The organism is Rhizobium sp. BK399 (genome assembly GCF_014194695.1).
GTDB lineage: Bacteria > Pseudomonadota > Alphaproteobacteria > Rhizobiales > Rhizobiaceae > Rhizobium.
The window spans coordinates 76468-89502 of the sequence record NZ_JACIAH010000008.1; the positions used below are offsets into that span (position 1 = coordinate 76468).

13 protein-coding genes are annotated in these 13035 nt (G+C 58.2%); 5 read left to right on the plus strand and 8 right to left on the minus strand.

Going from position 1 to position 13035, the window contains the following annotated elements; genetic code table 11:
* Position 1: 1 nt before the first annotated feature.
* Positions 2 to 448: a hypothetical protein gene (locus tag FHT97_RS18035; RefSeq protein WP_183863845.1), complete on the minus strand. Its 447-nt coding sequence runs from the start codon at positions 446 to 448 to the stop codon at positions 2 to 4.
* Positions 449 to 1135: 687 nt separating this feature from the next.
* On the opposite strand from FHT97_RS18035, the gene FHT97_RS18040 reads away from it, so the two are divergent.
* From FHT97_RS18040 to FHT97_RS18050, 3 genes are all read left to right on the plus strand, one after another.
* Positions 1136 to 3121 (plus strand): SUMF1/EgtB/PvdO family nonheme iron enzyme, encoded by a 1986-nt coding sequence (locus FHT97_RS18040; protein WP_183863846.1) that lies wholly within the window; start codon positions 1136 to 1138, stop codon positions 3119 to 3121.
* Positions 3122 to 3124: 3 nt separating this feature from the next.
* Positions 3125 to 3490 carry a hypothetical protein gene (locus FHT97_RS18045; RefSeq protein WP_183863912.1) on the plus strand — a complete coding sequence of 122 codons (366 nt, stop codon included), beginning with the start codon at positions 3125 to 3127 and terminating at the stop codon, positions 3488 to 3490.
* Positions 3491 to 3795: 305 nt separating this feature from the next.
* On the plus strand, positions 3796 to 4179 hold the full coding sequence (locus FHT97_RS18050; protein ID WP_183863847.1) for a VOC family protein: 384 nt from the start codon (positions 3796 to 3798) through the stop codon (positions 4177 to 4179).
* Positions 4180 to 4680: 501 nt separating this feature from the next.
* On the opposite strand, the gene FHT97_RS18055 is transcribed toward FHT97_RS18050, so the two are convergent.
* Positions 4681 to 5931, minus strand: coding sequence for a D-amino acid dehydrogenase (locus FHT97_RS18055; protein WP_183863848.1), 1251 nt, complete (start codon positions 5929 to 5931; stop codon positions 4681 to 4683).
* A 29-nt stretch (positions 5932 to 5960) separates the two neighbouring features.
* Complete coding sequence (gene alr / locus FHT97_RS18060) at positions 5961 to 7085, minus strand: alanine racemase (protein WP_183757557.1); 1125 nt, start codon at positions 7083 to 7085, stop codon at positions 5961 to 5963.
* Positions 7086 to 7215: 130 nt separating this feature from the next.
* On the opposite strand from alr, the gene FHT97_RS18065 reads away from it, so the two are divergent.
* Positions 7216 to 7680 (plus strand): Lrp/AsnC family transcriptional regulator, encoded by a 465-nt coding sequence (locus FHT97_RS18065; protein ID WP_183757556.1) that lies wholly within the window; start codon positions 7216 to 7218, stop codon positions 7678 to 7680.
* A gap of 171 nt (positions 7681 to 7851) precedes the next feature.
* On the opposite strand, the gene FHT97_RS18070 is transcribed toward FHT97_RS18065, so the two are convergent.
* Positions 7852 to 9186, minus strand: a complete 1335-nt coding sequence (locus FHT97_RS18070; protein WP_183757555.1) for an aspartate aminotransferase family protein — start codon at positions 9184 to 9186, stop codon at positions 7852 to 7854.
* 143 nt (positions 9187 to 9329) lie between these two features.
* Here FHT97_RS18070 and FHT97_RS18075 point away from each other — a divergent pair, with 143 nt between their 5' ends.
* Positions 9330 to 9878 carry a cupin domain-containing protein gene (locus FHT97_RS18075; RefSeq protein ID WP_183863849.1) on the plus strand — a complete coding sequence of 183 codons (549 nt, stop codon included), beginning with the start codon at positions 9330 to 9332 and terminating at the stop codon, positions 9876 to 9878.
* Positions 9879 to 9973: 95 nt separating this feature from the next.
* Here the strand turns inward: FHT97_RS18075 and FHT97_RS18080 are convergent, their stop codons facing one another.
* From FHT97_RS18080 to rhaM, 4 genes are all read right to left on the minus strand, one after another.
* Entirely contained in the window at positions 9974 to 10165 is a 192-nt protein-coding gene (locus FHT97_RS18080) for a hypothetical protein (RefSeq protein WP_183757553.1), read from the minus strand.
* A gap of 322 nt (positions 10166 to 10487) precedes the next feature.
* The gene (locus tag FHT97_RS18085) at positions 10488 to 11252 is read right to left on the minus strand and encodes a fumarylacetoacetate hydrolase family protein (protein WP_183757552.1); all 765 of its coding nucleotides are present in this window, start codon (positions 11250 to 11252) and stop codon (positions 10488 to 10490) included.
* 79 nt (positions 11253 to 11331) lie between these two features.
* A complete protein-coding gene (locus FHT97_RS18090; protein ID WP_183757551.1) occupies positions 11332 to 12711 on the minus strand; it encodes an FGGY-family carbohydrate kinase in 1380 nt (459 codons plus the stop codon).
* On the minus strand, positions 12708 to 13028 hold the full coding sequence (gene rhaM / locus FHT97_RS18095) for an L-rhamnose mutarotase (protein ID WP_183757550.1): 321 nt from the start codon (positions 13026 to 13028) through the stop codon (positions 12708 to 12710). Before rhaM ends, FHT97_RS18090 begins: the two co-directional genes overlap by 4 nt.
* Between the last annotated feature and the right edge of the window lie 7 nt (positions 13029 to 13035).

A 13035-nucleotide genomic window follows, 5' to 3' on the forward strand; every position in this document is an offset into this window, starting at 1 on the left:
CTCAAAACTGCAAGGCGAAATCGATTAGGCGGTCCTTTCCCCAATAAACCTTTCCCAGATAGAGGTTGGGTCCGATCAAGCGAATCTCGTCACGAATCCAGTGCGCAAGGAGCGATGTCTCCGAATAGTCGAGAACGATGCAGTCCTTCTCATCAAGCCAGCTCGGCGCCACATAGACCTTTGCAATGATCGCACTTAGTCCGAAGGGCAGAATCCGGTTGCGTAACAAGCCCGACTTGGCATCGAAAATCTTTCCCTGCCAGGCAAACAGGTTGATGAAACTCGCGATCTCGGGCGTAAACGATGAGCCTGCAGCAACGATCGCCGTCCCGGCTCCTTCGCCGTCCGGGATTGGCCCGGGCTCGCTTTCACTGAAGAGAGTGTCGAGTTCGGCCTGTGTCATCTCGAGCAGCCGAGGAACTGTGTAGGCATCTGCAACTGATGGCATGGTCGACAAGCTCCTTGTTTCCCCTGTTATCCCGGAATGAAAGTCTGGAAAGATCGCGAAGGACTGGAGGTAAATCTAAGATAGCATAAATCGCCGCTACATATCAGCAGCTTCGAGGCATCGTGTGCAAAATGTAAAGCTGTCCGGCCCGGAGTGCCGTTGTGGCGTTGCCCTCATTGACGCTGCAGTCTGACGGCCTTTGCTGATGTCTGGTACACGACCAGGTTAGGTCGACAATTATGTACTACCACCTTTTGATATATTAGACTAAGCTAAGATAGATCTGCGGATGGGGGCTATGTTGTCGAGCGTAAGCACATCAATGGTTGCAAGTCTGGTCATTGTTGCTGGTCTTGGCGCCCAGGTCCCAGGCCAAAGCGTCGGCGATGGGACGGCTGACGAGCGCCCGCCAATCGTGACCATCAAATGCAAGAATACGTTGATCGCCTTTTTCAACGGAACGTTCTGCAGAACGAATGAGCCGCGTGGCTTTGAGGGCAACCGCAACAGCAATGACAGCAGAAACCGTAGTCAGTCATCCTCGTCGACGTCGTCAGGAAGTTCATCAACAAGTTCGCCAGACAGCGGAAATTCGCCGATGGGTGGTTCGTCGTCGCCAATGGGCGGCGACAATTCCAGTCCCATGAACTGAGGATCGCCAATGCCACGCAAACTGTGTCGATGGACATGAGTGAGAATTGGGCAATCTGCGTAGGCATCAACCGTTATGACAACATCAAGCCTCTGGCGTATGCGAGGCAGGACGCTGAGGCCATTGCCGACTTCTTCAGGAAGGCGGCTGGGTTCAAAGGTGTCTATTCCTTTGCCGAGGACGCACCGCCGATCACCGCGGACTTTGGCCAGCCGTTGCAGTCGAGCCCGACGTTCATCAATTTGAGGCGGTTCCTTCGGGTCCGCTTCGAAGAGCGTTTTCTGCAGCCGAGCGACAACATCTGGTTTTTCTTTGCTGGTCATGGCAAGCGGGTACGAGAGCAGGACTACCTGCTTCCCCTGGACGTTGATCCGGGAAATGTCGAGGAGACCGCAATACCCGTCAGGTACGTCGTCGAACGGTTGCGCAGAAGCGGCGCGGAAAACGTTATCCTGCTTCTCGATGCGTGCCGCAACGAAGGCTCGCGTGACGGCGAGGGAGCTGGCCTCGAAAAGCTCAAGGGCACTGTGACCTTGAGTTCCTGTTCGGCGGCAGAATTTTCCTACGAGATCGAAGAACTAGCGCACGGCGCCTTTACGTATGGCCTGCTCGAAGCGCTTCAGCTACAGGGCAAGAGCAGCTGTGCGACGGTCGAACGGCTGGACAATTACCTCCAGACACGAGTGCCGGAGATCTGCCGACTGCACGGAAAGCCAGTCCAGACCCCATGCACCTTCGCCGAACCATTGTCGAAACGGAACTTCATTCTCCTGCCGGCGGCTGCACGCGCTGAAGACATTGAAGCATTGAAGCTCGACGCCTTTCAGGCCGAGGCAAACGACGACTTTCTCTTGGCAGAGCAGCTGTGGTGGCGAATCCTGGCGGTCGATCCGGCCGATATGGACGCTCGGGCTGGAATCAAGCGGGTTGGCGAAGACCTCAGGGAGCGCGGTGAGAAAAAACAATGGTGGCAATCGATCACGCGCCGGCAAGTGCTCACCATCGCAGGCGGTGGCCTGGTCGTTGCCGGAGGCATCGGTGGCTGGCGAGCATGGGAGGCGATCGGAGGCCGGCGCCCTAAACCTTTCGAAAGACAGACAGAGTTCGTGACAGTTGAGACCGTGGATTCGCGCGGGAATCCGCAACCAATTGCACGCCGCAAGATCAGCTATTTTGTCGAGCCGATCGGTCACAACGCCAGCATGGAGCTAAGCCTTCTGCCAGGCGGAGATTTCCCGATGGGATCCGCAATCGGGGAGTTTCCCAACAAGGTTTCGGAAAGACTACGGGCTTCGCCGATGCGTGTCAGGCCGTTTGCGATCAGCAGAACGACTGTCAGCCAGCAACAATGGCTTGCCGTCCAGGACCTTCATTCCGAAACGGTCGAGTGGCCGATATCGTCCGATCCGTCCTCCTTCAAAGGTGACGATCTTCCGGTGGAAACCGTAAGCTGGCAGGATGCGACCGAGTTCTGCTCGCGGCTAAGCGCTATCACCGGACGGCTATACAGGCTCCCGACGGAAGCCGAGTGGGAATATGCCTGTCGCGCGGGTTCAACGACGGCGTTTCATTTTGGCCCCACCCTGACCGACACGCTCGCCAACTATTGTGGCACGGGCGGCGCGGTATGCGGCTCGAGCTTCACACGCGACGTATCGAGCCTCGATTATGACGGCGTGAAATATCCGGATGGTGGTTATGGAGATGGACCGACAGGTGGTTTCCTGGGCAAGACGACGCCGGTCCGCACCTATCCGCCAAACGCGTTCGGTCTTTTCCAGATGCACGGCAACGTGTGGGAACATTGCCTCGACAACTGGGCACCGGACCTTGATCGGCTGCCCGATGACGGAGGACCGTTCCGGAGCGGAGGCACCGACCTGCGGGTGCTCAGGGGAGGGGCCTGGTCCCACAATCCGGCCCTTTGTCGCTCTGCTTCACGCGATCGGATGGCGGAGACGACGAGTGGCTGGGAGGGGCGAGTGGGCTTGCGTGTGGTTTGTGAACTTGAGGGAGATTGATTGATGGACAAGGAAATATTCATCAAAACTGAAACCGTTCCTATTCAGGTCGGCGCCAGGAGCGGGGATGACATTGGCGGCGGCTTCGGCGCGTCCATCGCGAGTACGGGAATGAAGCTGGTCGCGGTCAGCGCAGACGCGCTGCGCGAGCAATTTTCCAATCTGGTCGAAGTTGTCGAATACGTGTTCGATCGGGCGACGCCTGCAGTCACACTCGACGAAGTCGAGCTCTCGGTCGAAATAACAGCCGAGGGAAAAGTCAGCCTGCTGGGAAGCGGTGCTACCGGCGGCGGGCGTGGGGCCATAAAGATGACGTTCAAACGGAACAATGGCAGCGCTGCACCAGCGAAGCCGAATTCCGGTTCGTAGCTGTTCGCCCCGATTTCCCTTTCCTCTGTCGGCGCCACAACCATTCTGCGACGTGCCGTGCGTAATGTCTGACCACGACCGGCTTCGACATGAATCATCCGATCGAGCATCAGTCGGATTGAAGCGAGTGGGCTTGACGGCCGGGCGTCTTGCGCGGTGAAAAGAATAGCGCGAGTATCGAGCATCGCTGGGTGACGACGGTGATGGCGGTCTTCTTTCCAGTTGCGGCCTGGAATAAAGTCGCAACGGTCGTGTCGAAGGATCCCCTGTCACCACGCTTGGCGTCACCTGAAGGAGGATTTGATATGTCTACCGTCAGCGTTCGCTATATTGTCGAAGACGTCGATGCGGCGATTGCCTTCTATAAGGATGCACTCGGGTTTGCACTCGGCATGCATCCAGCTCCCAGCTTCGCGATGCTGAAAAAGGGGGATCTTCGCCTTCTCTTGAATGGAACGACGGGGCCAGGCGGAGCGTCTCAGCCAATGCCGGACGGACGCAGGCCAGCACCCGGCGGATGGAACCGCATTCAGCTAGAAGTTGCGAACATTGAAGACGAGGTCGAACGCTTGCGTGCCGCGGGCGCCAGATTTCGCAACGAAATCGTTACCGGAATTGGAGGCAAGCAGATCCTTGTCGACGACCCCGCGGGCAATCCTGTGGAGTTGTTTCAGCCATCGGGCAACTAGACGAAAGCGCGACTATCTTCGGTCCAAGAGGTTTGATTGGAAAGACCAGCTTCTCTCTATGACCCACCTCGGTATTTCTCTCCAAAGCAACGGGCCAACAGCGGACTGCGTGGCTTTCATTGGCCTCGACGGTTTTGGTTCATCGTCAGGAGCGCAATGCCGCCGTCAGTTTCTGCGGCACGTCGGTCAGGTAAGGCGCGTGCGGAGGGGATGGCGCGGGGCTCTTGACCGCATGGCCACCGCATCGCTGACCACCTTGGTGACATCGATACCCATCCCGAAAGGGAACTGGCGATTGGTGCTGTGCCATGCATGTGGCACGATAACTTATACCAACGTGCACGGATCATGACCGATGCGCCCAATCGCGCATTCCGATGGACATGATCTTCCACGGCTGATCGATGCGCGGCAATTTTTCGCCATGCGCCTTTGCCGCAGGGGAACATATGCGACTGGGGTCCTCTCCGCTCTTCAGGACGTGAACTCTCTCCCGTTGCGTCAGTGGTACCTGCTTATCGCCAGGTCGGTAGCGTCGATATCTGGCTTGCGGCCCGAGACGAGGTCCGCGATCACGCGCGCTGAACCACTGCTCATCGTCCATCCCAGTGTGCCGTGACCGGTATTCAGGAAGAGTCCGGCGATCTTGGTCGCACCAATCACTGGCGTACCATCTGGTGTCATCGGCCGGAGGCCAGACCAGAATGAACCGTTGTGCGCGTCTCCGCCCGGGAAGAGGTCCATGACGGAATGTTCCAGAGTAAGACGACGGGCCTGTCCAAGATCGTTGGTGTAGCCGGAAATCTCTGCCATGCCGCCGACGCGAATCCTATCGCCGAGGCGGGTGATGGCAATCTTGTAGGTCTCGTCCATGACCGTGGATTCCGGGGCACGTGTGGCATCAGTGATCGGAATCGTAAGGGAGTAGCCTTTTACCGGATAGACGGGCAGCTTTATCCCGTGTCGCTTCAGCAGGAGTGGGGAGAAGCTGCCCATGGCGACGACGACGGCATCGGCAGCCAGCCAACCGCTGCTGGTAAGCACACCGCGCACCCGATCGCCCTCAACATCCAACGATTTGATCGTCGTGTCCCAGAGGAAGTTCACGCCGAGGTCTTTCGCTTTCATGGTAAGCGCGCCAGAGAACTTATAGCAGTCACCTGTCTCATCCTTTGGCGTCAGAAGCCCGCCAACGATCTTTTCGCGCACATGCTTGAGCGCGGGTTCGACCCGCGTGCAGGCGTCGCGGTCTAGAACCTCATAGGGAATGCCATCGGCTGCAAGCGCCTTGACATCCTTGCCCGATGCATCGAGTTGGGCCTGCGTGCGGAAGAGCTGCAATGTACCCTGCATGCGTTCGTCATAGGTAATCCCAGTCTCTGCCCGTAGTTCCGCGATGGAAATGCGAGAGTAGTCAGCGAGCCGAAGCATGCGGCTCTTGTTGATGGCGTAACGCCTGGACGTACAATTCGACAGCATCTTCACGAGCCAGGAGAGCATTGCCCCGTCCACCTTGGGTCGAAGAATGAGCGGTGCGTGCTCCATGAAGAGCCATTTCATCGCCTTCATCGGAATACCGGGTGCGGCCCAGGGGGAACAATAGCCGAAGGACACCTCACCAGCATTGGCAAAGCTGGTTTCAAGCGCTGGTCCCTGTTGCCGGTCAACGACCGTGACCTCATGGCCGCTCTTGGCGAGCTGATAGGCAGACGTAACGCCGACGATGCCGGCTCCGAGTACAATGACTTTCATGATCGTTCCAAAACTGCAGACCCCGCGGGTCAGCGATATTGCCTGTGATAGCGGGTTCCGAGACCGGTGAGGATCTCGTAGGAAATGGTGCCGGCATCCCGCGCCAGGTCTTCCAGAGATTGATTGGGGCCGAGGACCTCGACGAGCGTGCCGTGGGTTATCGACGTTGCAGGCAGGGCGGAGATATCGATGGTGATGCTGTCCATCGAAACCCGACCGACGATCGGAAGGCGGATGCCATTGTAGTAAACCGCTCCGCGGTCGCTGAGACTGCGTGGAAGCCCGTCCGCATAACCCGCTCCTATTGTGGCCAACCGCATTTCGCGGCCTGCAACGAAGGCGCCACCATAGCCCACTTTGGTGCCGGATGGCACGACGCGTGTCTGGACGACCGCAACGTCGAGACTGACAACCGGCTCCATCGGGTTCTTCGTACCAGCAGACGGCGCGCCGCCGTAAAGAGCGATGCCAGGCCGTGCGAGCGCGCCGTGGTAGGAGCGGCCGAGAAAGGCACCGCCTGAATTGGCGAAGGACACGTCGTGGCCGAGGAAATCGTCGGACAGCCGCTGCATCTCAAGCAATTGATCAGCGTTTTGCAAGGAGCCGAGATCGTCCGCGCAGGCCAGGTGGCTCATGATGAAGCGGACATCGATCTCGGAGACGCCGATCAGGCCCGCGAGTTGAGCTTGTTCGTAGGGAGGCAGCCCAAGCCGCGACATTCCGGTGTCGAATTGCAGAACCGCGGGCAGCCTGCGCGCTGCGCTGCGCGCTGCGCTCGACCATTGATGCCACTGCTCCAGGCTGTTGATGACGGGAACGATATCGGCCTCGGCACATGCGCCCTCATCTCCAGGCTGCAGGCCGTTCAACACGAAAATGTCAGCGTCTTCGGCGATGAATTCCCGCAGGAGCAAAGCTTCAGGAAACTGCGCGACAAAGAAATTGCGGCAGCCTCTTTCGTAAAGCGCGTTCGCAACCTGCCTCGCGCCGAGGCCGTAGGCGTTCGCCTTTACGACTGCTGCGGCCTTCGCCGGAGCCACAACAGAGGACAACTGATCATAATTTCGCCCCAGCGCACCGAGGTCGATCGTAAGATAGCCGCTCTGTGAATGCTGCAGAGAGGCTGATCCGACGCGCGCATCATTCCCGCCCATGTTCATAATGTCCCCATTGTTGAAGGGCAGACTATGAAATAATCGATGAAATTGCAGAGCGTTTTGTGCTGGATGATTGCAATATTTTCGGCTAGATCGAATTTTCGATCAACATTTGCACGAAATCACCATGGCCGCTCTTGATGCGATCGACCGCAACATTCTTAGGCTCCTGCGCGTCGATGCGCGCATGAGCAATGCAAAGCTCGCTGAAGAGGTCGGCCTTTCGCCGTCCGCGTGCCTGCGGCGCATCAAGATCATGGAACGCTCTGGTGTCATCCGCGGCTATACGGCTCTTGTTGATACGGGCAATGCCGAAGCAACGATCGCGGTCATCATAAACATCACGTTGGAACGGCAAACAGAAGACCACCTCGACAAGTTCGAGGCCGCAGTCCGCAAGCATCCTGAGATCAGGGAATGCTTCCTGATGACGGGAGGCTCCGATTATCTCCTGCGGGTCGATGTCGCCAATGCCGTCGAATTCGAGCGGATACACAAGGATATCCTCGCCAGAATGCCGGGCGTTCTCCGAATTCACTCGAGTTTTTCGATACGCGATGTGCTCGGCGCGCGGCCGAAGCACAGAGCGTAGGAAACGGGGAGTGGCCGAGAGTGTGCTCTTGGCTGATCTTCTGGCGTTCTGACCCGTCAGGATTGTCCAGGGCCCGTCCGGATCCGGACGGTCAGTACCGCTGCCTCTCAGACGAACGAACCGCAAGGCACTATGGAAGGGGGCCAGCCCCAAGAAGGGAGTCCCCTTCCATCAGGCTGCACGCTTCAAGGCATCGCCGATGACCGAAACAATGGTGCCGATCTGTTCCTTTTCGACGATCAGCGGTGGTGACAGGGCGATAATGTCCCCTGTTACCCGGATCAGCAGGCCCTTGTTGAAGCAGTCAACGAAAACATCGTAGGCGCGTGTTCCCGGGGCTCCGTTTCGAGGAGCCAGTTCGATCGCGCCGACGAGGCCGAGGTTTCGGATGTCGATCACGTGCGACAGACCCTTTAGGGAATGCAGCGCGTCTTCCCATTCGCCTGCGAGTTCGGCAGCGCGGGTGAGGAGCCCTTCCTCTTCGTATATTTCCAGTGTGGCGATGCCAGCTGCGCAGGCAACAGGGTGGCCGGAATAGGTATAACCGTGGAAGAGCTCGATTGCGTTTTCCGGGCCCGTCATCAGGCCGTCATAGACCTTGCGGCTGGCGAACACGGCACCCATCGGGATGGTACCGTTTGTCAGGCCCTTGGCGGTCGTCACGAGGTCGGGAATGACTCCGAAGTAATCCGTAGCAAATGGCTTTCCGAGCCGGCCGAAGCCAGTGATAACTTCATCGAAAATGACAAGTATGCCGTATTTGTCGGCGATGGCCCGAATACGTTCGAGATAGCCTTTTGGTGGCAGGATTACGCCCGCCGAGCCGGACATTGGCTCAACAATCACCGCTGCGATCGTTTCCGCACCATGCAGTTGAACCAGGCGTTCGAGATCGTCGGCGAGTTCAACACCATGAGCGGGAAGCCCCTTCGAGAAGGCATTGCGGTCGAGGTCGAGTGTGTGCCGCATGTGGTCGGCGGGGATTTGCGGGAAAACGCGGCGGTTGTTGACGAGACCTCCCACGGAGATGCCGCCAAAGCCGACTCCGTGGTAGCCCTTTTCACGGCCGATCACCCGGGTCCGGGTACCTTGTCCAATGGCACGCTGATAGGCGATCGCAATTTTCAACGCGGTATCGACGGATTCGGAACCGGAACCTGTGTAGAACAAACGATCAAGGCCCGCAGACGGTCCGCCCGGCGCGATCGCTGCGAGCTTCGTTGCAAAATCGAATGCAATTGGATGACCCATCTGGAAGGTGGGAGCGAAATCGAGCGTCGAAAGCTGGCGTTCAACGGCTTGTGTGATTTTCTTGCGGCCATGTCCGGCGTTGCAGCACCAAAGGCCTGCGGTGCCGTCGAGAACCCGGTTGCCATCCACATCCGTGTAATACATGCCGTCAGCGCCGGCCAACAGTCTCGGAGCCGCTTTGAACTGGCGATTTGCCGTGAAAGGCATCCAGAAATTTTCGAGCGCCGGGCGATTTGACTTGGGGGTGTGATCCATTGCTGCCTCCGTTGAGATAGCCTGGATTGCGTAATTTTTTATTTTCCAACAAGTCCTTTTCTAGGAAAATTTAACGCCTTGTTTTTCCGATCGATGTAGTCGACATGTTTCGGTATATAGAACACCTGAAACAGGAGAACTGCGTGTCTGTCGATATCGGAAATAGACTTCGCTTTGTCCGGACGGCACACAACCTCTCCCAGCGCGAGCTTGCGAAGCGGGCAGGCGTGACGAATTCCACGATTTCGCTTATCGAATCCAACTCCACAAATCCTTCCGTCGGGGCATTGAAGCGGATTCTGGACGGTATCCCGATCGGCCTTGTCGAGTTCTTTGCCTTTGAACCCGAAGCGCCACGGAAGGCTTTCTATGCCGCAGAGGAGCTGGTGGAGATCGGCAAGGGTGCGATCTCCTATCGCCAGGTAGGAGAAAACCTGTTCGGTCGCAGCCTGCAGATTCTGAAGGAATGCTATCAACCGGGAGCCGGCACCGGGAAGGTCCCGCTGGTTCATGAGGGGGAGGAGGGGGGAATCGTGCTGTCAGGCCGGCTTGAGGTTACCGTGGATAACGAGCGCCGTATCCTGGGGCCCGGTGACGCCTATTATTTCGAAAGTCGCAGGCCACACAGTTTCCGATGTGTCGGTCCCGTCGCCTGCGAGGTGATAAGCGCATGCACACCGCCGACCTTTTGAGGGAAATGGTTAGCGAGCGGAAGCTGCGGCATTCACTGCTCGCCGGTTCAATCAAGCGCGGCGCCGTTCGAGTCAGCATCAGCGCAACCGCATCATCAGGGGGTCGTCTTCAGCAACTTCTTGCGCTGGTCTACCGTCAATGCCACGCGGGTTGTCTCACCTTCCTCGGTCTTGACGTCGAAGGCTGAGCTTGCGGCCCCGACGATTTTGGCGAATGCTGTTTCGGCGGCTTCCTGCTGATCTCTTGCGGTCACCAGCGTCGTTGTTATTACGATGAAATTCGGCATGTATCTTCCCAATTGTAACAGGTTGAACCGAACGTTTTGCAGACCCAGTCTACAACCAGACCAAGGCGCAATCGAGCCACGAGACGAAGTTTTGCCGTGTTCTGCGACTTGCACCCTGCCTCCAGCGCCGACGTGGATGCGGAGACAGCATTGTCGCGATTGATGATCGAGACCCGGCGCGGCTCTGGTTGTCGACTGTTGTCCGTCGACCTATACCACGCCGTGCCGATCACGGCGGGTTGCTTGCCACTATCCCTGATTTCATCGCGTTTCCGCCCAAGCGGCGGACTAAAGCCGCCGATCGTCCATGATCTTCTTCTCCTCAGGAGATCGTCATGCCCAAACGGGTTGTTCCATCGAGCACAATTTCAATGTCACCCGGTGTAAGAAGCTCGATCGCACCACAAAGCGTGCCTGTGGTGATGACAGCGCCGGCCTTGAGCGATGTCGCTGGCCGCAGCTTGTCATTCGCATAGTCCAGGAGCCAAGACAGGACGTCGCCCTTTGGATGCTGGGCGGGAGCGTCATAGATCGATTGGCCGTTCAACGTCACCAGAAGCGGCGTGCCACTGGCTGTGTCGATCACAGATTTCGCAACGTTCGGGCCGAGCACATAGCCACTGTTGCCGAGGCGGTCCGCGAGGAACAGCAGGAATGAAACCTTCCCGCTCTCCTCGATGGCGCTCAAAAGAAATTCTGCGCCGAGATGCACCGCAGCGATTGCCTCGACGAGGTCCGCACGTGTGTAGTCCGCAGCAGCACGGATCGGAAGATCATGCCCCAGACGGACGGCGATCTCCGCCTCGAACTTCGTACCCCGCTTCCACGGGATCTGCGCGCCGGAATCACCCTGAACATAGGGGTGGAGAGGAGCTGTGACCGCCTGCCCATCGGGTGACACGGTTACCTTCCAAGCATTACTGGAGATCGCCTCATCGGCTGCCAGAAAATTCTGCACGTCCATTGCATGGCGAAGATCAGTGGGGAGGACGAAAGCCGAGGTCGGCGCCTGGTCTCCGGCGCGATGCAGCGCGTGAAGCTTCGATGCAAGGGCACGTGGATCGAATGTGGTGGCTGGATCTGCCATGTGGTCTTCTCCATTTTGATCTGAGTCGCGAGTTTATCGGCCGAGAAAGGCTGGCGCGAGAGCCTCGATGGAAAGACAGTTATGCCAGGGCAGAATACCAGTTCTGGCGATAGTCCAGAAGCCCGGGAATTGTGGCCGGCTTGATGCGGCGCTCGGTTCCGGGGTGGGGGGTGATGCCGGTCAACAGCGCCGCGCCTTGGCTCGTGCCCGTTGATCCGGGAATTGCAACGATTGTCCTCCCGGTCAGCGCTGCAAGCAGGACGAGATAGGTTTCGTTGAGGGCAAACGGCCCTTCGACGATGACGGGGCCGTCTGCGACGACGAGGTCGAGGCAGGTCTGGCTCATCAGAGCAAGATACAGGCACAGGGCCGCGTAGCGTTGTTCGGCGCTGGCGCCCTCGGCGTTGAGCCATCTGCCCTTTTTGCCCGGAAACGGACCGGAGCCCGACACGACATTGGGAAGCAGCATGACGCCCTCCGAAATCACGTGCTCGACGGCGCGGCGAACATATTCTTCGCTGGTACTTCCGATCTCGCGTAATATGGTTTCGAACTCGCGGCCTCCCATGAACCGTGACGAAGGAACGGCGCGGCCATAGGCATCGACATTGGCAAGCGTATCGCGGCCGGGATCGAGACGATCGAAGTTACCTCCAACGCCGAACGTGACGACCCAGGTTCCGGTCGATACGACGGCGAACGGCGCGGCACGAGCCACTAGGTGCGGGAGCAGGGAGGCGTTGGAATCGTGGATGCCGCAATAGACGGGAATATCCGATCGCAGGCCAATCTCCCGCGCGACACCAGGGAGGACCATGCCGAGCGGGTCGAAGGCAGACCGGATCGGTGCCATCAGCTCCCGAATGCCAAGCGTATCGACGAGCGAGGAATATCGTCCGTGACGGGGATCCCACAGGTCGGTATGGCAGCCGAGTGATGTCACCTCGTTCGAAAAGACGCCAGCCAGTCGCCCCGTCCAGTATTGGGGGTACGTGACGATTGTCGCAACGTTTGCGAATTCGTCAGGAAAGTTGGTCTTCTGGTAATGCAGTTGCGCTCCAACATTCAGCCCCATCATCTGATGCGGTGAATAGGTCTCCTCGAAGGCAGGGCGCAGGCGCGCATAGGCTTTGCTGATCTCTTCGGGATAGTCGTGCTCGTAGTCGAGCACGGGCATGGCAAGAGTGCCGGTTGCGTCGAGGAGAGCTGCAGATGCCCCGTGCGTCGTGACAGAAATTGCATCGAAACCCGGTGTTTTTGCAAAGGATCGGAGCGCCCTGATCGCGAAGGCCCAGAGACCGTCAACATCATAATGTGGATAGAGACCGTGCCTCAGGACCGTATTCGGTGTCTTCGCCACCGCGATTTCCGCACCCGATGCACTGTCGAGCACTACAACCTTGGCGTTGGTCTTGCCGATATCGAAAACAGCGACGTATCTGAAATCCTGCGTGGTCATGGCATGTGAAAGACGGTAACGAGATCACTCTGGACCGGCGAATTGTCAGGATTGGTAGCCATGATGTCAGCCATATGCGCCCACCATCTTTTCATCACGGGATGGTCGGGCAGGCTCGTCATCGTATGGTCGGCACGACGGCTCAGCACGCCGAACAGCGTATTTGTCTCCCGATCGAGGTGGATCGAGTAGTCGCTCGCCCCGGATTGATGCAGCAATTCGACCAGCTCCGGCCAAATTTCGTCATGCCGTTTCCTGTATTCGGCTTCCATTCCCGGATTGAGCGTCATCTTGAAGGCGTGCTTTTCGATCGTCATTTGTCCA

What these genes read in the sequence shown, in the direction of transcription:
- FHT97_RS18050 (WP_183863847.1), top strand. Translation starts at nt 3,796, where the DNA reads ATGTCTACCGTCAGCGTTCGCTATATTGTCGAAGACGTCGATGCGGCG.
- FHT97_RS18065 (WP_183757556.1), top strand. Translation starts at nt 7,216, where the DNA reads ATGGCCGCTCTTGATGCGATCGACCGCAACATTCTTAGGCTCCTGCGC.
- FHT97_RS18055 (WP_183863848.1), bottom strand. Translation starts at nt 5,931, where the DNA reads ATGAAAGTCATTGTACTCGGAGCCGGCATCGTCGGCGTTACGTCTGCC.
- FHT97_RS18035 (WP_183863845.1), bottom strand. Translation starts at nt 448, where the DNA reads ATGCCATCAGTTGCAGATGCCTACACAGTTCCTCGGCTGCTCGAGATG.
- FHT97_RS18090 (WP_183757551.1), bottom strand. Translation starts at nt 12,711, where the DNA reads ATGACCACGCAGGATTTCAGATACGTCGCTGTTTTCGATATCGGCAAG.
- FHT97_RS18040 (WP_183863846.1), top strand. Translation starts at nt 1,136, where the DNA reads ATGAGTGAGAATTGGGCAATCTGCGTAGGCATCAACCGTTATGACAAC.
- FHT97_RS18045 (WP_183863912.1), top strand. Translation starts at nt 3,125, where the DNA reads ATGGACAAGGAAATATTCATCAAAACTGAAACCGTTCCTATTCAGGTC.
- FHT97_RS18085 (WP_183757552.1), bottom strand. Translation starts at nt 11,252, where the DNA reads ATGGCAGATCCAGCCACCACATTCGATCCACGTGCCCTTGCATCGAAG.
- rhaM (WP_183757550.1), bottom strand. Translation starts at nt 13,028, where the DNA reads ATGACGATCGAAAAGCACGCCTTCAAGATGACGCTCAATCCGGGAATG.
- FHT97_RS18080 (WP_183757553.1), bottom strand. Translation starts at nt 10,165, where the DNA reads ATGCCGAATTTCATCGTAATAACAACGACGCTGGTGACCGCAAGAGAT.
- alr (WP_183757557.1), bottom strand. Translation starts at nt 7,085, where the DNA reads ATGGGCGGGAATGATGCGCGCGTCGGATCAGCCTCTCTGCAGCATTCA.
- FHT97_RS18070 (WP_183757555.1), bottom strand. Translation starts at nt 9,186, where the DNA reads ATGGATCACACCCCCAAGTCAAATCGCCCGGCGCTCGAAAATTTCTGG.